The following is a 17602-nucleotide window of genomic DNA, read 5'->3' as shown; positions in this document are numbered from 1 at the left end:
ACGTCGTCTGGATCAACATCCAGAAGTCAGAACCACGTGCTCTTGTGTTTCGTCGAGGATTTCGCCGTGGCCGCCTATATAGACCGCCACGATGTCATCGGGTCGCCGGGCATCATCACGACAGAAGCTGCGCAGCCGCTCGGTCAACTGAACCTGGGTCGGGTCGAGACCGAGAGTGCTGACATGCTGATAGCCGAGATCTTCCGTAAACAGGCTGATGATCTCGTCGCGAGCCTCTACCAGTCCAGGGCGGTCCCAGCGCGGTGCTTTTGGGTAATGCGCGACCGCGGAAGCGATCAGGTAGCGGCGGGGCTCCTCGGCATCAACAGGCACGCAGCCCTCCCGCGATCGCGCTCCCGGTCTGTGTGGCGGTGAGGTAGGCCGTGGCACTATGGGCGTGGGCCCCGTTGTGCACTAGGACGTTGTTCACTCGAGACCCGAACCGTGGCCGCAGGTCCTTCTCCAGTGCGACGACGTCTCCACGGTCGGCCACGTTCGTCCATACCAGGCTGTCCGCCCCCGGCCAGACACCGATGCCATCGCCCGGGGCCGGGTCCAGCCGATCGAAGATCAGGTTCCCGATCCCGAGTGGCGACCCCAGAGTCACCAGCGCCCGAACCTGGTGTCCAGGGATCGCCGCGAGTGCCTCGTAGGCAACAACCGAACCCAGCGAATGCGCCACCACCACGCGGGTCTCACCAGTGATCAGCTTCCCGACCGCAGCACGCGCGGCTTTCCGCAAATCTTGGTCTTGCAGATAGCGGCGGACCTGCTTGAGGTCGAACACCAACGCCCGTAACGCTAGGCCACCAAAGAACGTCGATCGGGACAACTGCCACAACGCCGTCTGCACCGAACCGGGCACTCGCACGAGCGTGTCCACCCCCGGAGGGGCCACCTTCGGGTCCACTCGTGCGGCTTCACTCCACCACGCGAGCAGCAGATCCTCTTCGAGCCCTGGCTGAACGTCGGCAGCTGTGAGCAGCGGGTCCCCGACGGCCAGCCGTTCTCCCTCCGGCCGGAAAAGGTCCCCGTAGAAGCCCAAAGCCACGTCTTCCGAGGTAACCGCGTCAGCGTGATCAGCGCGTGTGAGCCCATCCAACAGTGCGGGAATCCACTCGCACAACAACGACCGCTCTCCAGCCACCTGATGCCCGACGCCGTGTACACAGACTATCCGCCCCAACACGCCTCCCAACGCGAGAACGCATGATCTTACAATGCGCCACGGCTCGCGCTCACCAGACACCACGCTCACGCTTCACGCGCAGCCTAGAACCGAAAGCGTCCCTGGCTGTTCGGCACGCCAGCCGCGGCGAAGCCCTCACGCGGTACCAGAGACTCCGGTCTCGGCTGACGCCGCTGAACTTGCCCGTTGGAGGGGTAGCCCGTGATCGGTCATTTCCGGGTTGCTGCCCAGGTCTCGGCTCCTGCCAGCGGTCACATCGTTGTACTCGCCGTGATGGTCGCCGTGACCTTTGATCCGAGAGTGGCGAACGCCCGCCGGTCGGCAAGCGGCAGCGGAACGATCTCGGCGCCCGACCGGACGACAGCTGTCCTTGACGTCCAGCCAAATAGAGTTGCCGAATACGCTCGCGACTCTAACAGTCTAACAGCGCACACGCACTCGCCCGGACTGATCGTCCGCTACTTGACGCCGCATTCCCCAGTCAGATCAGACTATTCACTGACTACTTAAGATAGAATTAAGGAACGTGCGCCTTCTTGGGTGGCAGACAGCGATATTGCTTGCCCTCGCACGCCTCGGGCATCAATCTGTCGGCACTGGCTGTGCTGACGCGCGAGGGGATGGAGAGGGTCGGTATGTCGGATGCAGTGTCGCTGGCGACCATGTCAGGACCGATGATGGGAGCCGCGTTCAAGTTTCTTTTCGACCGCGCGGGGGTGGTTCTGGACCGACGCCGCACAGGCAAGGAAGAGCGGCTGGCGGACATCTCCGACAGCTCAACGGAAACAGTTGGCCGAGACGTGTCAGTGAACAACTTGAAGCGTGCGCTGGGCGTGCTCGAGATCTACCGCGATCACAACCTGGTTCTCAGCCCTGACGACGAAAAACTCGTTGCTCACCTCGAGATCGTGCTCGCCGAGCTGCAGCAGATAGAGGGTCGGCCGATCGACATCGCCGCGATCGCGCGAGCCGGTGCAACAGTAGAGGTCGAAACCGAGGAGGTCGAAGGAAAAGTCACCGGTTTGGCAGTCGGAGAGGTCTCCGAGAGCGGACGTGCTGACGTGGTGGTCCGCGCAAAAACCGTCAAGTCCGGCGGCGAATTAACTGGCATGGTGATCGAGCGGAGGCTGGGGTGAACCTGTTCCGCGAAAGCGCCGGAAGCTCTCAACAGCCCGATTGGTCAGGCCGCCCTGGCGCTGGCGACGCGTCAACGCAGGAGACGATATACCCTTCTGAACAAGCTCAGTCGAGCGCAGGAGTCAGTCACGCGGAAGCTGACGAGAACGAACTCTCTGATGCGCTCGCCAGCGTAGAAGATGTTTCACCGGCCGCCGCGGATGCGACTGCAGAGGCGGTCGCCAAAGCGGGCGCCGCTGTCGCGACCTCGCATTTCAATCAGGGCGAGAACACGGCAATCAAAATCATCAATTATCTACAGGAATCGCTCGAGCGTTTTCAAGCTGACAGCAGCTACCTCTCGACCGTGCTGAAGCTCTTCGCTCGTCCTGCCGGTTTCGACAGCCGACTCGACGAATGGAAGCAGTCGCATCTGATAGTCGTCGCGCTGGATCAGGACAGCGGCCGGTTCATCACAGCGCAGGCTCTGCTGGCCAGCATCTGGCAGGATCTAGGCACCGACGTCGGTGCCTTGGCCTTCGGCGGCGGATCGACGTTCCCGGTTGATCGGTTACCAAGGCACCGCAACTGGGCTTACATTGTCGAAGTTCCCGCAGAGGAGACCGACTTGAAGCTCAGCTCCAATTTCGGGACGAGCATCAGGGAGCTACAAGAGCGACTGCGCAGCCAGTCTTGCTGGATGGTCTTGATCATGTCCACTGATCAATGGTGCCGTGCTGAACCACAAGCTCCAGCCGTCACCGTGATTCGGAACGGTCGCGTGGATCCTGTTGAAATCGCTCGCCGTGCGCTCAGCGCTCGAGACGACACCATCGCGCTCGATCGATGGCTGGGAGGGAACGGGGTACGCCACCTTCTTGTCAACCAGCCACCGGCGGAGGTGCAAGAGGTCGTCGAACTCATCGTCGCGGCGCACCAGCTCCCCGAATCGGAATTGGAAGAGCGCGCGCTGGGCGCAGCAGCCAGTAGCAGGCCCAGCGAGCTAGCACAGGCACCGCGTGACGAAAATTCGTTCGCGAAGCGTGTCGGCATCGTCGAGGCCGCTCGGCTGAACTGGCGGAAGCAGTTGCTTGAATGGCATCGGGATGAGAGACGGACCAGCGTCGAGCGGAACTTCCTCATCTCCGCAGCAGCACAGCCTGGAGCCCCCGTCGCGCACGTGCATGTGGGCACCGCTGACCTGGCCGTAGCACTAAAAGAGGACGGCGCGAAGGAGGCGTCGACCGGGCAGAACGTTCCCGGCGTAATCGATCTGGTCGACGCGGCGAACGCGGACCTGGGCGATGGGGACACGGTTACGTTCAACCGAGTCGGTTGGGACGACGCGGCTCTGCAGTACTTCTGGGTCGATCGGCCCCTGTCGCGCGGGCTTTTCATCGATTGGCTCGTCGCCAGACCTGTGCGGCCTCAGGACTCCGAGTCGCTTGAGAGTCTTTCCCACGAGCAACGAGCTGCGTTAGCTTCGCGGATCGCGAATCTCGCTGTCAATTGGGCGGTCAGGCAGGGCCGCTCGGATCCACTCACGGCGATCGCGGACAAGTGGCACGAGAACGCTGCCGTGTGGTCGGAGTTCATCGACGTGCTCGACCATGCCGCGGTGCAACCGAGTACGGCACGCCACATCCATCCGATGTTGCTGAACTGGTCGCAGGCAGGGGCGGCTCCAGCTCGCCCGCAGGCGGTGGCCGAGATCTGCTCGCGGCAGTTCGGGTCGAAGTACACCGGCAAGGCGCTCGTCCGGCTGAAGCATGCCGCGAAGTCAGATGATGTGTCGGTGATCGGCGCGGTGAAGACAGCGGTGCGAAAGCTCTGGGACGATGAGACGGTCCGGCTCGCGTTGTTCACTGCAGTGATCAAGTGGTGCAAAGACGAGAAAACCTCGGCCGCCGGTCGGCAGGCATTCCACACGCTAGCCATTGCCCCTCATCCGGAGGACGCACGCTTTCCGTGGGTACTGAACGAGCCAGCCGACGAAGCCGGCCGCAGACCGTCCGCCGAGGATCTCGTATGCGGCTGGCGAGGACTCCTGACACCGGACAACAGCGACTCCGTAGTACGCGAAGTGCTGACGTTCTGGCTCGACGCGGCGCTTGTCTTCCCAACAGGAGCCGTATGGCCCGCTGCAAGGCGGAGACACCACCGTCATAGCCGGCACGAACAACAGCGGCTAGGTGCCAGTTCGCAGGTGGTCGCTGGCCCCAGGGAGCCTCCGGGGCCAGCGACAGCTTGTCAGAGACATTCCGTTCGTGAACGAAACGCCAGCCGTGTGGATCGTGTGCAACTCGCCCTCGGACACCAAACTGGTGAGATTTCCCCAAGTCTCGCAGCAGCCGATCACCCAGTACAAGGGTGGTCGGCTTTCCTCATTGACCAGCCTTGTCACGGTCTCCGGACGGTGGTCCGCATGACCGCCGTCGTGCCACCGCTCATCCCCGGAGCCGGGCCCGCCGGAACTCTCCCGCTGCCGCAGCACGCGCGTGACCTGATCGGCGGGGACTCCGCACGCCTCGAGGAGCGACCGCACCTGCGTTGAGCTGCGGGCAGGGAGTTCCGCTGCGGGTCGATCATGTAATAGAGCTGACTCCGGCCGATCCCCGGCCTGCTCGGCCAGGTGCACCTTTTCCTGCCGGGCGGACTCGACCGCCCGCTTCAGCACTGCGGCCAGCTCGGCACCGGACGCGATGCGGGCGTCGCCGAGAACGTCGCGAGCTGCTCGTCGGTGCGTTCGGCCGCGGCGACGCGCGCTGCCTCTTCTTCCAGCAGGCGGCGGGTGTGCAGCACGTCTTCGAGATCGAAAAGCCCGAGCGCCATGTACAGCCGCATGGGCCGAGGCGGTCGCAGGACACCGTCACCGCCGGACAACTCGCCGACCGGCTGTCCGCCAGCCCCAGCTCCGTCTCCACCGCACTCAAAGCGCTCACCGCGGCCGGGCTCGTCGAGCGAGTGCCCGCGCCCGGCAGCTGGCGCGAGCACTTCCGCTTCCCCGACGAAGGCTGGGGCCACCCTGATGTCCGCCCAGAACACCGTCGTCCAGGAAATGCAGGACGCTGCCGCAGCGGGCATCGAGTTCGCCGGAGAGGACAGCGTCGCCGGACGCCGGCTGGCCGACATGCGCGACTTCTATGCCCACCTGATGCGTGAACTGCCCGCCATCATCGACCGCTGGCGCGGGCCAAGCCGGCCCGTAACGAAGCCTCTGCCTCCGCCGACTCATGCCGCGTGAATCACTCCAGGACGATGGCGGAGCGCAAGTACCAGGACGTCGTCCGGCCGAACCGGGTCCGGCAGCTGGACGACATCAAGGCGGACATGGAGCACCGCGACGCGCACGGGTTGCGGCACCGGCTCGACGCGATGTTCGCCGCGTGGGGCGAACAGCCGGAAACCGCCGCCTACGAGCATCCGATCGATGCCGTTCTCGGCGAGATGTCCAGTCTGGTCAAGGCCGCGATGGCGGACCTGGGGGTGCCGGCCGATCGGCTGGCAGCCGTGTGCGTCGGATCGGCGCTGGACGAGGACGTCTCCGCCCAGATGCAGCCGTTCGACGACGGGTCCGGGCTGGTTCTCGTGTCCGACTCGATCATCGCGCTGGCCAACGTCTACGGTCTCCACGCCGGAACCGCGCTGGGACAGCTCACCGACGGCCGATCCGCGCGGAACCTGTGGCGCTCCTTCCGGATGGTGGCCGGCGGCGGACTCGGCGAAGACCCCTTCTTCCTCACCGGGCTGCTCCGGTACTACAACGTGCACCAGCGGGTCTACGGCCTCTCGGCGAAACTCGGCCGGACCGAGGAGCGGGCCGAGAACAACATCGTCGACCTGATCAACACTGGCGCCACGCTCTTCGTCCTCGGACACGAGATCGCGCACCACGCGCTCGGGCACACGTCCGCTCCCAGCGCGTTCTCCCCCGGCGAGCACGTACCCGTCTGTTCGGCCGACGCGCAGCGGGAACTCGACGCGGACCTCTTCGCCCACCGCGCTGTCGTCCGCGTCTTCGAAGCACAGCTCAGCAGCCACGGACCTGCGCACGGGTCTGCCGCGATCAATGCGACCCTCGGCGCGCTAGTGGCGATTCTGGCCGTGCACTCCACCGAAAGCGCGCTCTTCATCCGGCGCGGAAACACCCACCCGCCCGCCGCCGATCGCGCCGCGCGGCTGCTCGGTCAGCAGGGGCGCAAGGTTCAGCAGTTCTCCCAGCTGTTCCTCGGCAAGATGCTCTCCTCGACCGCGGCTTCGTCGGACTTCGGCGCTGCGGAGGAACCGTTCGACTGGCCAGCGTTCTACGCGGACCCGCGAGTGGACACCCCGCACCCGCAGAAGTACCTCGACCAGATAGCGATGTTCGACCGCCTGCAGACGGCACCCCGGTCCCAGTTGGTCGAAGGACTCGCCCGCAAGAACACCGATCCGTCCGGGATTCTCGCCCGGGGCGCGACTGCCGTCCTCGGCGGAGACGTGCCCGGCGCACTCGCGATCTGGGGCGTCGCGGAGGACTGGCGGGAATTCCTCCTCGACCAGCGCCAACCGCTTTCCTTCCATACCGCCCTGACGGCGGTCAAGCAGGCGTTCGACGGGCAGGACCTGGACGACGGGCTGGCCTTGCCGGGCTCCATCGTGTGCACGGCGGTACTTGCGGAGCAGCTCGCGTGACCCCGGCCGACCGGTCACTGGCGGCGTTGCTCGATGAAGTCAATGACCTTGTGCCACAACAACTCCGCGAGATCGTCTGCAGTGGACAGCGTCGAAGGCACGGACGAGTTGTACCGGAGACCGCCGTCCCGGTGCGCGGTCACCGTTCCGTCGAGAGCGGGCGGCTCAGGGCCGAGCCGGACTTCCAGGGCATCCGCGGTCTGGCTCCACGCGATCACGAGGTTCCAGATCGCGCGTCCGTCCTCGTCGAGGGCCAGCTGCACCAACGTTTCCGAAGTCCGCACGCCGCAAGCGAATCCATACTCCGACAGCAGCCGCGAGTTCCGGTCGAGAATCTCTCCGATCCGGGCCACCGCGGCCGCCAGCACCGCGCGCGGCGGCGCGACGCGCGGCATCCGCGGGCCTTCCGCCACGACGTCCACGACTTCCCGAGGCTCCTGTCCTTCGGCCCGCGAAAGGGCTACCTTCTTGGCGATGAGCCGAGCCAGTTCCGCCGGGGAGTGGTCGGCGGCGCAGAGGTAGATGATCGCGGGGTTGAGCAGTTCCGGAGGAATCTCGACGTCGTCCATCACGACGGGCAGGAGGTAGTCGCCGCCGCGGTGCACGCTGGCCGTCAGGGCGGCGTAGAACTCGTCCATCGGGTACGCGCCGGCGATGTAGTCCTCGGACAGGAAGGGAATCACGTGGCGGACGGCCACCCCGCCGTAGACCCGGCGCAGCTCGGTGATGACGTTCTTCCCCCACAGCCGCACGGTTTCGTCGCGGTCGTAAAAGACCCGCACCCCCAGCGCTTCGCAGGTACGGACGACCCGCTCGACGTAGTCGCGCTGCCTGCCGGAGAACGAAACCGCGATGTCGTACGTGCCGGAGCTGTCCGTCATCTGGCCATCCTAGAGCGGTCCGCGACGGGCTGCGCCGGATGACCGCCTGGGCGGATCTTGTTCCGCAGTACGAGAATTCATCCGACGACGCGTTGTACGCGGCACTCGGGGCCGCGCTGCTCGGCGAAGCGCTGGGCGTCTCGCCGATGGACCGGGCGCGGCTGGGCAGGTTCGCGAAGAACTGGTTCACCAACAAGGCCGACGAGATGCTTCAGCGGCTCAAGGCCACTGACACGTATCGGATCTGGACGGAAACGGCTGGTCCCGGTCAGCTCGCGGAGACCGGGGTGCTGGCCGGAGCGCTGCACGAGCAGGGCAGCGACGACCGCGTCGCCGCGGCGCTCGGCGAGGCGCTGGCCCGCGATACGGCGGCGAAGCACACGCGCAGCTACGACGTCGCGGTCTCGTTCACCGACGAGGTGCGCGAGTACGTCCGCTCCGTGGTGGAGGCCGCGCGGGCGCTGGGCCTGGTCGTCTTCTTCAAGCCGGACATGACCGTCGAATGGTGGGGGCGGAACTTTCTCGTCGAGGGCCGCAAGGTTTACGGGCAGCGGTCGTGGCACTTCGTGCCGTTCTTGTCCCCGGCGTACCTGGCCGCGCCGCACGCACTCGACGCTTTCGCCACCGCGATCACCGCCGCCGCCCAGCGAAGCGACGACTACGTGCTGCCTGTTCTCGTGGACCAGCCGGAGGTGCCGACGGAGCTGCTCAACCCCGCCATCGGGTTCCTCCGCACCGAAGACCACACTCCTGCCGAGCTGGCGACGCACCTGCTGGCCAAGGTGCGCCGCACGAAGGCGGCAGGCACCGCCGCCCGTGATTTCGGCGCAGCCGTGCGGACTTCCGGCTCATGAACGAGCCGCGGATCACTGTGCCGACCACGCACCAGCTGCGGCGGCCCGTTGCGCGTAGTCGGCGAAATCCGCGGGCTCTCGTCCGAGGGCGCGTTGCACCCCGTTGCTGAGGAAGCCCGTCCGCCCCCGGTGCAGCCACTCGAACGGACCGGCCTGCATTTCCGCCGACGCACGGTCGTAGCCCCGGTCGATCAGGCGGTGCACGTACTCGGACGCCGCCACCGGCACGTGCTTGATCTCCCGGCCGGTCGCCTTCGCGATCTCGGCCACCGCGTCGGCGAAAGTCATCGCCCGCGGGCCGGACACTTCGTAGGTCTCCCCCTGATGGCCGTCCTCGACCAGCGCGGCGACCGCTACCGCAGCGATGTCCAGCGCGTCCACGAACGGGACGGTGCCCGAACCGGCCGGGGTGGCGACCTCGCCAGAGCGGACCTCGGACAGTTTCGGGTCCTCCTCGAAGGTCTGTGCGAACCAGCACGGCCGCACGATCGTCCATTCCGCGCCGCTCCCGCGGGCCGCACGCTCGCCGTCGAGCACTGCCTGTGCCCATGGCCCGTAAGGCGTTTGGAGCAGGTAGTCCTCGCCGTCGTCGCTTCGGCCGGACAGGGCCACGATCCTCCGGACGCCCGACTTCACTGCCAATTCGGTGAACTCCGCGGGATCCGCTGTCCCGACTACGCCCCACACGTTGAGGTACACGGTGTCCACACCAGTCAGCGCGGGCTGCCAGGTGGAGCGGTCCGCCCAGTCGAAGCGGATCGGGCTGGAGCGGGAGACCGGCCGGACCGGATGACCCAGGTTCCGCAGCTGGGCGACCACGTGGCGGCCGGCCTTTCCCGTCGCGCCCATCACCAGAACGTTGCTCATGGTCGCCAACTTAGCGAAGTGAGATAGGTTAGGCTAGCCTAATTTTCGAAGCAGTCGGCCTCAGCAGTGCGAGTGGTACAGCTCCCACTCCCAATCCGTGACCGCCGCCTCGAACGCCGCCACCTCCCGCCGTTTCACCGCCGCGTAAGCCGACACCAGCTCGTCCCCGAACGCCTCCCGGAAGAACCTGTCCGCCTCCAGCGACTCGATCGCGGCAGTCAGCGACGCCGGCAGCGGAGCACCTTCGGCGGACGGGCGGAGTTCCCGGCGGATCCCGTCCCGGGCGGCGTGCACGATGGCGGCCATCAGCAGGTGCGGGCTCGCGCTCGCGTCTCCCTGCCGCACTTCGAACCGCGTCGCCGGGCCGCGTTCCGGCGGGACCCGGATGAAAGTGAACCGGTTGTCCTCGGCGACGTTGCTCGTGCGCGGGGACAAGCCGTTGCCGCGCAGCCGTTTGTACGAGTTCACCGTCGGGGAAGCGAACGCGAGCAGCGCGGCGGCGTGCGCCTGCACACCGGCCATGGCGTGCTCCAGCACCGAGGGCGCGGCCGAGAAAACGTTGCCGCCCAGGGCATCCCACAGCGACAGGTGGACGTGCAGGCTGCACCCCTCCTCCCCGGCCAGCGGTTTCGCCATGAAGACCGCCTCCAGGCCTTCGATGACGGCGAGTTCCTTCACCGCGGTCTTGAGCAGGAATGCCCGGTCCCCGGCCGCGGCGACCTCGTCGTGATGCAGGTTGATTTCGAACTGGCCCGGGGAGAACTCGCGGTTCAGCGCGGTGGCGCCGATGCCGAGGCCGATGACTCCCCGGTGAATCCGGCCGACGGCGCCGTCCGGGTCGGTGATGCGGTCCATTGTGTACGAAACTCCGTCGCGGGAGTACGGCACCGGGCGGCCGCCGTCCGGCGAGCGGCGGAACAGGTAGAACTCCGGCTCGCCCGCTGCCTGTGCGGTGTAGCCGAACTCGGTTTCCAGGGCGTCGCGGGCGGCGGCGAGCTGGCCGCGCGCGCAGAGTTTCGACCGGGTTTCGCCCTCCCACAGCGAAGCCAGCACCCACACCGCGTCCGGTTCCCAGGGCGGGACGACGGCGGTTTCCGGCTCGATCCGGGCGTGCAGGTCCGGATGTCCTTTCATCTGCGGGAAATCGTCCTCGTCGACGGGGACGCCGAGCAGGTCTTCGGCGTGCGCGATCTTCGAGTACGCGATGCCGCCGTCCAGCAGGGCGGGCACCGCCGAGACCGGGAACTGCTTCGCGCGCTGGCGGCCGAACAGGTCGGCGTGCACCACGCGCACGACGCTCGCCCGCGTCAGCAGCCGGTCCAAAGCCGTGGTGGACGGGGAGGTCTGAGTGGTCATGCGGCCGCCTTTCGGTGGGCGTGAGTCTTGCCCCTGCTGTTTCTTACACTACTATGACCGTATCCCTAAACGAAACAGGAGACCTCGATGATCCGGCTCTACGACATCGACCACGTGAAGTTCGGGGTCGCCGACCTCGACGCGGCGAGCCACAGCTGGCAGGTCGAATTCGGCCTCACCGAACGGGCGCGCGACCGGAAAACCGCGCGGCTCGCGGTGAACTACGAGGAGTGCTCGGTGCTGCTGGAACAGTCGGAAGCCCCCGGCATCCAGCACGCGGCGTACGTGCTGCACCCTGATTTCTCGCTGGACGACGCCGAGAAGCACCTCAAGGAACTGGGGGTCGCCTACGTCCGCACCGAGCAGGAGGTGCGGTTCACCGATCCGGAGAACAACGGGGTCGCGTACGTGCCGTACCGGGCGCGCACGGGGCAGGACGTCTACCCCATCGCGTCGCGGCACACCGACTTGCTGCCTGCGGGCCGCTACCGCAAGCTCGGTCACGTCAACTACCTCGTCAAGGACGTCAACGCGATGGTCGAGTTCTACACCGAGGTCGTCGGCCAGCAACTGGCCGACCGGCTCGGCCCGGACGCGGGCGCGTTCCTGCGCGTCGGCGCGGACCACCACGTCAACGCGTTCGTGGGAACCGGCCAGTCGCATTTCCACCACGTCGCCTTCGATCTCGGCGACTGGGGCGCGATCCGGTCGTCGTTCGACCACCTTGCCCAGCACGGCCGGGTGTTCCCGTGGGGTCCGGTGCGGCACGGCGTCGGCGGCAACCTCGCCGGGTACGTCCGCACGCCGGAATTCGACTGTTTCGTGGAGCTGTACTGCGACATGGAGCAGCTCGACGACCTGCACCAGCCGCGCGAGTTCCCGGACGACCGGCATTCGTCGAACGTGTGGGGCATGCTGCCGCCGCGGTCGTATTTCCGGTTCGACGCCGACTCCGTCGCGGCCGAGCGCGAAAGCCTCCGCTCCATCTGGGACTGACGCACGGGGAAGGACCGAGGTGCGGGCAAAGGACAGCGACGCGCTCAGCAGGCTGGTGTTCGCCACCCGCAGCGGCGGCCTGTCCCACCTCGTCCACGCGATCCGCGAGGTGCTGGACGCCGACGTCGGCCTTTTCGACCTCTCCGGCAGCACGCTGGCCGCCTCCCCGTCGAGGTCGATCTGGGCCGCCGACGTGCTGCTCGGCGCGCGCGACGGGGACGTCGTCGAGGGGTGCGCGGTACGCGCGGTCGAGGTCGACGGCGAGCGGGTGGCGTGCCTCGCGGTGCGGACGGAAAGCGACGACGGCGCGGTTCTCCCGGTCGCCGTCGACCTCGTGGCGATCGAGCTGATGCGGCTGCGGGCGGCCCAGGTCGGCTGGCGCGAGCTCGTTTCCGGGCTGCTCGACGACATTCTCGCCGGCCGGGTGAGCGAGGACGACGCCGTCGCCCGGCTGCGCGCGGCCGGGCTCGACGTTTCGCGGCCCTTCCGGATGCTCGTCGGCTGGGCGGACCTGCCCGCGGGCGCGCGGCGGAGCCTGCCGTGGGGCGGGATCTACGCGCTGATGAACGGCCAGCGCGAACCGTTCCTCCGGGTGGTGCGCGACGGCCGGGTGCTGATGCTCGTGCCCGACGACGACCTGCCCGACCGGATCGCGGAAACCCTGCTGCGGCAGCTGTCGCGGCTCGGAGCCGGCGCGCGGGTCGGCGTCAGCCTCCCCCATCGCGGGGCCGCCGGGGTGCGGGTCGGCTTCTTCGAGGCGTCCTCGGCGCTCGAGGAGGGCGAGGGCGTGCACCATCCGCGCCGGCTCGATCTCGTGCGGCTGCTGGTCATGACGAACGCCGCCGTCCCGCTCGGCGAGCTGGCCCGTGAGCAGCTCCGCCCGCTGCTGGACTACGACGCCGCGCACGGCACCGCGCTGCTGGAAACGTTCCGGGCCTACCTGGAAACCGACCGTGATATCGTCCGGGCGACCGAGCGGTTGTTCATCCACCGCAACACCCTGCGGTACCGGTTGCGGCAGATCACCGGCCTGCTCGACGTCGACCTCGATTCGGTCGCCACGATCGCCACGCTCTGGCTGGCGCTGCGGGCGCTGGACGGCGAAGGCGCATTCGACAAGGGGAACGTGCAGTGACGCGGCCACCGGAGTACGGCGGGCTCGACCTCTTCGCCGAGTCGCCGGAAGAAGCGGCGCGGTACTACGCGTGGATCCTCGGTCGCCGGGAACCGGACACCCTCGCCGCGCTCGGCGTCCGGTTCCACGCCGTCCGCGCCCCCGGGGACGCCGGCTGGGCGCCGGTGCTGCGCGTCGACGCCGATGTCGTGCGGCGGATTCCGGCCGAGCTGCGGGAACCGGAACCGGCCGACGGCATCGACCTCGGGTTCCTGCGCGGGCCGGACGGCGTCCGCGTCGCGCTCACCGCGGTCCGGCGCGCGGAGAACGCGTTGCGGTACACGAACGTCGATCTGTCCACAGAGGACGTTCCCGGAGTGACCGCGCATCTCGCCGCGACGCTGCGGGCCGAGCGGGTCGCGATGGTCGACGACCCGTACGACATGGAATTCGTCTGCGCCGCGCGGAAAATCCTCTTCGGCGTGTTCCGGGTGCGCGGAGCGATGCCGGGCCGGCCCCGGTCGTTCTGGATCGGGTACTTCGAGGTGCGCGACATCGGGACGGCCGTCGCGCGCGCGGTCGAGTCCGGCTCGCGGGTGGTGATGGCGCCGAGCCGTTCGCCGTTCAACGAATACGCCGTGCTCACCGACCCGTGGGGGCATCTGTTCGGCCTCAGCCGCCTCTTGCCGCGCTCCACACTGGACGGAGTGCTCGTCGTGACCGCCGACGGAACCCGGCGGCCGCTGGCCGAAACGCTCGAATTGCCGCAGCCGCTCTTCTGAGGGCAGTGCACGCGGTACAACTCGCGGACGGCGAATTGGTCTCGCCGCCATAGTCGCCGGACGCGGCGCACGCCGATACTCGGGCCCGTTCTCGACGAAGAGAAAGGTCGACAGTGTCCCGAGCGAAGATCGAAACGAAACCGTATCTGCCGGGCGGCGGGACCGCCTTCGCCGTCCCGCCGCTGGAAACCGAACCAGGACTGGCCGGACCGCTGGCGACCATGCCCGTCACCGGCGTAGACCCGCGGGTGCGCACCGAGGTGGAACGGCTGCTCGAAGCCGCGCGGACGCTGCGTCCGGCCCTGCGGGAGCAGCAGGCCAGCACCGAGGCGCGCGGACATTACTCGCCGGAAGTGCACGAATTCTTCCGGCAGCACGGTTTTTACCGGCTGCTGCTCCCCGCCGTTACGGCGGGCTCGAACTCGGGCCGTGCGGATTCTTCATGGTGATCGCGGAAGTCGGACGCGGCTGCCCGTCCACGGCGTGGTGCCTTTCCCTTTCGCAGGCGCACACGCTCACGCTCTCGTCGTACTGGCCGCTCGCCGCGCAGGACGAGGTGTTCGGCCAGCACGGCCACATGATCGCGCCCGCCTCGGGAAACCCGACCTCGGCGAAGGTGCGCCGGGTCGACGGCGGCTTCCTGATCTCCGGTTTCTGGCGCTATTGCTCGGGCGCGCCGTATTCGACGCATTTCTTCCCGACGATCCACGTGCCCGGGGACGACCGGCGGCCGGGGTATCGCGCGTGGGCGGTCGTCGACCGGGCGGACTTCGAGGTCAAGGACGACTGGGGCCGGGTGATCGGCATGCGCGGGTCCGGGTCGAACAGCATCGAGATCGCCGAACCGGTCTTCGTGCCGGACCACCGCGTGGTCGCCGAGACCTGGACGAACGAGGTCAGCGAGCCCGCTCCGGGCGCCGCGCTGCACGGGAACCCGTGCTATTCCGGGGCGTTCTTCGCCTTCGCCGAGGGCGAGGTGGCCGCCTCGACGATCGGCCTCGGCTACGCGGCGATCGACGAACTCGACCGGATCGTGCGCGTCTCCAAGGCTCCGTTCGACGATTCCGGCGCCCTCCGCGCCGAACGCGAGGACTGGCAGCGGGTGCTGTCGGTCGCGCTCGCGAAGGTCGACGCGGCGGCCGCGGCGGTGTTCGACGGCGGCCGCCGCTACGAGGAGTACGGGCGGCGGCTGGTCGAGCACGGCGAGGTCTTCGACGCGGGCCGGTCGATGCGGCTCAACCAGCAGTACTTCGCCGCCGAGGAACTCGTGTGGGAGGCGCTCCAGTCGATCGTGCGGGCGGCGGGCACCGGGCCGCAGGCCGACGGGCAGAAGATCCAGCGCTACTTCCGCGACATGTGGACCGCGATGACGCGCGCCGACCAGATCGACTTCTTCGGGGCCCCGTCCACCCGGTCCCGGTGGGAGTCCGAAGCGAACTACCCCCGTTCCTGAATACCCGGAAGGAAAACCATGACGAAGGACTACCCCGTCGGCACCACGGTGTGGCAGGAACTCGAGGTGCCCGGCACCGACGGGCTCGCCGCCTTCTACCGGGCCGTGCTCGGCTGGGAACTGGTGCTCGACGGAGACCGCGGCCGGTTCCTGCTCGACGGCGAACTCGTCGCGGGACTCGTAGTGCGGCCGGGACTTCCGGCGGCGCGAACCGGCTGGCGTTCCTATCTCGGCGCGGAAGACCTCGACGCGGCCGTCAAGCGCGCCGTCGCCGCCGGGTCGGCCGTGCGGACGGCGGACAAGCCGATCGGCGTGCCCGGGAAAGCCGCCGAACTCACCGATCCGTTCGGCGCGTGGTTCGGCCTCGCCGAAACCGAGCCGGGGGCGGCGGTGCTCCCCTCGCCGGAGATCGGGCGCTGGGCGTTCGTCGATCCGTCCAATTTCGACCTGGCGAGCGAGGTCGCTTTCCAGGACGCGCTGTTCCCCGGCCAGCACGCGGACGACCGCGAAGGCGTGATCACGATCTTCCGCGACGAGAACGGGCTCGCCTTGCGCGGATCCTACGAGATCCACGAGGAAGCCCGCGCGTTCCTCCCGCCGCATTGGCTGCCCTGGATCTCCGTGGCGGACCAGCGCGAAGCGACCGAGATCGCGGTCGCGCACGGCGGCCGCGCCAACACGGTGGACAACGTGCTCACGTTCGCGGTCTGGGGCGTCGTCGCCGACCCGCAGGGCGCGGAGTTCAAGGTGCTGCAGATGACGAAGAACGCCATCTGAACCCGCCCTCCCTCCCGTCAGATTCGGCAGCGTCGCCGGCGCCGCAGGGCGCCTGAACCTTCGGAGGACCGCATGACCTCGACCGCACCACGCGCGAGATCCACCCAGCTCACCGGACGGCTCGGGGTCGCCTCGATCGTCTTCATGGTCGTCGCCGCGGCGGCCCCGCTCACGATCTTCGTGACCACCCCGCTCAACATGCTGAACGGCAACGGGCCCGGCATCGCGGTCAGCTACGTCGCCGGCCCGCTGATCCTGCTGCTGTTCGGCGTCGGCTTCGCGGCGATGTCCCTGCACGTCAAGAAGTCCGGCGCGTTCTACGCCTACATCACCGCGGCGATCGGGCGGCCGGTCGGCGTCGGCGCGGGGTTCCTCGCCATGTTCGGGTACTTCGTGGTCCAGGCCGGGGTGTACCTGCTGCTCGGGTTCTCGATGCACGGGCTCGTCACGTCGTTCGCCGGGACCGATTTCCTGCCGTGGTGGGGCTGGACGGTCGCGGCGATGGTCCTGGTCGCGGTGCTCGGCCACTTCCACGTGGAACTCGGCGCGAAGGTGCTGACGGTTTCGCTGGTGCTGGAAGTGCTCACCATCCTCGTGCTGGACGTCGCGATCCTGGCCCGCGGCGGCGGTCCCGAGGGCATCCGGATCGCGCCGTTCGTGTCCGGCGAAGCCGTCCTGCACGGGTCGCTGCCGCTCGGGATCCTGTTCGGGGTCAGCGTCGGGATGGGGTTCGAGGCGACCGCGCTGTTCCGCGACGAGGCGCGCAATCCGAACCGGACGATCCCCCGGGCGATCTACACCGTCATCATCGCGGCGCTCGTCTTCTACGGCTTCGCGGTGTGGGCGTGGATGCAGGCCTTCGGCGCGCACGGGGTGATGGACGCGGTGGCGGCCGATCCGGACAACATCGCCTACGCCACCGCGCTGCAGTTCGTCGGCCCGGTGTTCAAACAGGTGATGAACGCGCTCGCGGTGACCAGCATGTTCGCCGCCGTACTGGCGTATCACAACATGGTCACCCGCTACCTGCACTCGATGGGGCATTCGATCCTGCCGCGCCGGCTGACCTGGGTGCACCCGCGGCACGGCTCGCCGTTCTTCTCCTCGCTCGCCGCGGCCGGGATCGGCGTGCTGATGTTCGTCCTGATCCTGGTCAGCGGCCTGAACCCGCTCGCCGTTTTCGGCTGGTGCATCGCGGTCGGCACGCTGTCGCCGCTCATCCTCTTCATGCTCACCTGCGTCGCGGTCGTGGTCTTCTTCCGGCGCAACCGGCACCTTCCGGTCGGCCGGTGGAAATCGCTCGGCGCCCCGGCGCTCGCGCTGGTCCTTTTCGGTTCGCTGGCGGTGGTCGCGATGCTGAACTTCTCGACGCTTTCCGGCGCGGCCCCGGCGATGCGGCTCGTCCTCCAACTGCTGCCGCTGGTCGTCTTCGCGGCCGGCGTCGCCGTCGCGCTGGCGGTGAAGCGGAGAGCGCCGGGCCGCTACAGCGCGCTCAACGAGGACGACGCCATCGAAGCCCGCCAGCTCGCCGCGAAGGAGTGAC

18 protein-coding genes and 1 pseudogene are annotated in these 17602 nt (G+C 68.0%); 13 read left to right on the top strand and 6 right to left on the bottom strand.

The window, feature by feature from the left end; all coding sequences use genetic code 11:
* Positions 1-12: 12 nt before the first annotated feature.
* Both RPX00_RS35515 and RPX00_RS35510 read right to left on the bottom strand, forming a co-directional pair.
* Positions 13-333 carry a caspase family protein gene (locus tag RPX00_RS35515; protein ID WP_406631970.1) on the bottom strand — a complete coding sequence of 107 codons (321 nt, stop codon included), beginning with the start codon at positions 331-333 and terminating at the stop codon, positions 13-15.
* On the bottom strand, positions 323-1051 hold the full coding sequence (locus RPX00_RS35510) for a hypothetical protein (protein ID WP_406631969.1): 729 nt from the start codon (positions 1049-1051) through the stop codon (positions 323-325). The genes RPX00_RS35515 and RPX00_RS35510 overlap by 11 nt, the downstream gene beginning before the upstream one ends.
* Positions 1052-1749: 698 nt before the next feature.
* On the opposite strand from RPX00_RS35510, the gene RPX00_RS35505 reads away from it, so the two are divergent.
* Positions 1750-2325, top strand: coding sequence for a hypothetical protein (locus RPX00_RS35505; RefSeq protein WP_406631968.1), 576 nt, complete (start codon positions 1750-1752; stop codon positions 2323-2325).
* Positions 2322-4859 (top strand): hypothetical protein, encoded by a 2538-nt coding sequence (locus tag RPX00_RS35500; protein WP_406631967.1) that lies wholly within the window; start codon positions 2322-2324, stop codon positions 4857-4859. Before RPX00_RS35505 ends, RPX00_RS35500 begins: the two co-directional genes overlap by 4 nt.
* Positions 4860-4975: 116 nt before the next feature.
* Here RPX00_RS35500 and RPX00_RS35495 read toward each other — a convergent pair whose 3' ends face one another.
* On the bottom strand, positions 4976-5149 hold the full coding sequence (locus RPX00_RS35495) for a hypothetical protein (protein ID WP_406643345.1): 174 nt from the start codon (positions 5147-5149) through the stop codon (positions 4976-4978).
* On the opposite strand from RPX00_RS35495, the pseudogene RPX00_RS35490 reads away from it, so the two are divergent.
* The 3 genes and pseudogenes from RPX00_RS35490 to RPX00_RS35480 all read left to right on the top strand — a co-directional run.
* Positions 5099-5236: pseudogene (locus RPX00_RS35490) on the top strand (hypothetical protein); the annotation flags it as partial. The gene RPX00_RS35495 and the pseudogene RPX00_RS35490 sit on opposite strands and share 51 nt — an antisense overlap.
* Positions 5237-5333: 97 nt before the next feature.
* On the top strand, positions 5334-5549 hold the full coding sequence (locus RPX00_RS35485) for a hypothetical protein (protein ID WP_406643344.1): 216 nt from the start codon (positions 5334-5336) through the stop codon (positions 5547-5549).
* A 14-nt stretch (positions 5550-5563) separates the two neighbouring features.
* Positions 5564-6979 (top strand): hypothetical protein, encoded by a 1416-nt coding sequence (locus RPX00_RS35480; protein ID WP_406631966.1) that lies wholly within the window; start codon positions 5564-5566, stop codon positions 6977-6979.
* Positions 6980-6993: 14 nt separating this feature from the next.
* Here the strand turns inward: RPX00_RS35480 and RPX00_RS35475 are convergent, their stop codons facing one another.
* Complete coding sequence (locus RPX00_RS35475; protein ID WP_406631965.1) at positions 6994-7860, bottom strand: TIR domain-containing protein; 867 nt, start codon at positions 7858-7860, stop codon at positions 6994-6996.
* 38 nt (positions 7861-7898) lie between these two features.
* Between RPX00_RS35475 and RPX00_RS35470 the strand changes: the two genes are divergently transcribed.
* A complete protein-coding gene (locus RPX00_RS35470) occupies positions 7899-8714 on the top strand; it encodes a hypothetical protein (protein ID WP_406631964.1) in 816 nt (271 codons plus the stop codon).
* Positions 8715-8726: 12 nt separating this feature from the next.
* On the opposite strand, the gene RPX00_RS35465 is transcribed toward RPX00_RS35470, so the two are convergent.
* Together RPX00_RS35465 and RPX00_RS35460 are read right to left on the bottom strand one after the other, a co-directional pair.
* On the bottom strand, positions 8727-9581 hold the full coding sequence (locus tag RPX00_RS35465) for an NAD(P)H-binding protein (RefSeq protein WP_406631963.1): 855 nt from the start codon (positions 9579-9581) through the stop codon (positions 8727-8729).
* Between the two features lie 60 nt (positions 9582-9641).
* Positions 9642-10937: a glutamine synthetase family protein gene (locus tag RPX00_RS35460; protein WP_406631962.1), complete on the bottom strand. Its 1296-nt coding sequence runs from the start codon at positions 10935-10937 to the stop codon at positions 9642-9644.
* Between the two features lie 87 nt (positions 10938-11024).
* Between RPX00_RS35460 and RPX00_RS35455 the strand changes: the two genes are divergently transcribed.
* From RPX00_RS35455 to RPX00_RS35425, 7 genes are all read left to right on the top strand, one after another.
* Positions 11025-11933: a VOC family protein gene (locus RPX00_RS35455; RefSeq protein WP_406631961.1), complete on the top strand. Its 909-nt coding sequence runs from the start codon at positions 11025-11027 to the stop codon at positions 11931-11933.
* A gap of 19 nt (positions 11934-11952) precedes the next feature.
* A complete protein-coding gene (locus RPX00_RS35450; protein WP_406631960.1) occupies positions 11953-13068 on the top strand; it encodes a PucR family transcriptional regulator in 1116 nt (371 codons plus the stop codon).
* Complete coding sequence (locus tag RPX00_RS35445; RefSeq protein WP_406631959.1) at positions 13065-13829, top strand: VOC family protein; 765 nt, start codon at positions 13065-13067, stop codon at positions 13827-13829. Before RPX00_RS35450 ends, RPX00_RS35445 begins: the two co-directional genes overlap by 4 nt.
* 113 nt (positions 13830-13942) lie before the next feature.
* Positions 13943-14278 carry a hypothetical protein gene (locus RPX00_RS35440; protein ID WP_406631958.1) on the top strand — a complete coding sequence of 112 codons (336 nt, stop codon included), beginning with the start codon at positions 13943-13945 and terminating at the stop codon, positions 14276-14278.
* Complete coding sequence (locus RPX00_RS35435; RefSeq protein ID WP_406631957.1) at positions 14272-15282, top strand: hypothetical protein; 1011 nt, start codon at positions 14272-14274, stop codon at positions 15280-15282. Before RPX00_RS35440 ends, RPX00_RS35435 begins: the two co-directional genes overlap by 7 nt.
* 18 nt (positions 15283-15300) lie before the next feature.
* Positions 15301-16059: a VOC family protein gene (locus RPX00_RS35430; protein WP_406631956.1), complete on the top strand. Its 759-nt coding sequence runs from the start codon at positions 15301-15303 to the stop codon at positions 16057-16059.
* A gap of 72 nt (positions 16060-16131) precedes the next feature.
* A complete protein-coding gene (locus tag RPX00_RS35425; protein ID WP_406631955.1) occupies positions 16132-17601 on the top strand; it encodes an APC family permease in 1470 nt (489 codons plus the stop codon).
* Position 17602 lies beyond the last annotated feature (1 nt).

Source organism: Amycolatopsis sp. WGS_07, assembly GCF_045278895.1.
Lineage (GTDB): Bacteria > Actinomycetota > Actinomycetes > Mycobacteriales > Pseudonocardiaceae > Amycolatopsis.
The sequence above is the reverse complement of the archived record's forward strand: the minus strand, read 5'-3'. Positions and strand labels throughout refer to the sequence as shown.

What these genes read in the sequence shown, in the direction of transcription:
- RPX00_RS35495 (WP_406643345.1), bottom strand. Translation starts at nt 5,149, where the DNA reads ATGCGGCTGTACATGGCGCTCGGGCTTTTCGATCTCGAAGACGTGCTG.
- RPX00_RS35485 (WP_406643344.1), top strand. Translation starts at nt 5,334, where the DNA reads ATGTCCGCCCAGAACACCGTCGTCCAGGAAATGCAGGACGCTGCCGCA.
- RPX00_RS35480 (WP_406631966.1), top strand. Translation starts at nt 5,564, where the DNA reads ATGGCGGAGCGCAAGTACCAGGACGTCGTCCGGCCGAACCGGGTCCGG.
- RPX00_RS35475 (WP_406631965.1), bottom strand. Translation starts at nt 7,860, where the DNA reads ATGACGGACAGCTCCGGCACGTACGACATCGCGGTTTCGTTCTCCGGC.
- RPX00_RS35470 (WP_406631964.1), top strand. Translation starts at nt 7,899, where the DNA reads ATGACCGCCTGGGCGGATCTTGTTCCGCAGTACGAGAATTCATCCGAC.
- RPX00_RS35465 (WP_406631963.1), bottom strand. Translation starts at nt 9,581, where the DNA reads ATGAGCAACGTTCTGGTGATGGGCGCGACGGGAAAGGCCGGCCGCCAC.
- RPX00_RS35460 (WP_406631962.1), bottom strand. Translation starts at nt 10,937, where the DNA reads ATGACCACTCAGACCTCCCCGTCCACCACGGCTTTGGACCGGCTGCTG.
- RPX00_RS35455 (WP_406631961.1), top strand. Translation starts at nt 11,025, where the DNA reads ATGATCCGGCTCTACGACATCGACCACGTGAAGTTCGGGGTCGCCGAC.
- RPX00_RS35435 (WP_406631957.1), top strand. Translation starts at nt 14,272, where the DNA reads ATGGTGATCGCGGAAGTCGGACGCGGCTGCCCGTCCACGGCGTGGTGC.
- RPX00_RS35430 (WP_406631956.1), top strand. Translation starts at nt 15,301, where the DNA reads ATGACGAAGGACTACCCCGTCGGCACCACGGTGTGGCAGGAACTCGAG.
- RPX00_RS35425 (WP_406631955.1), top strand. Translation starts at nt 16,132, where the DNA reads ATGACCTCGACCGCACCACGCGCGAGATCCACCCAGCTCACCGGACGG.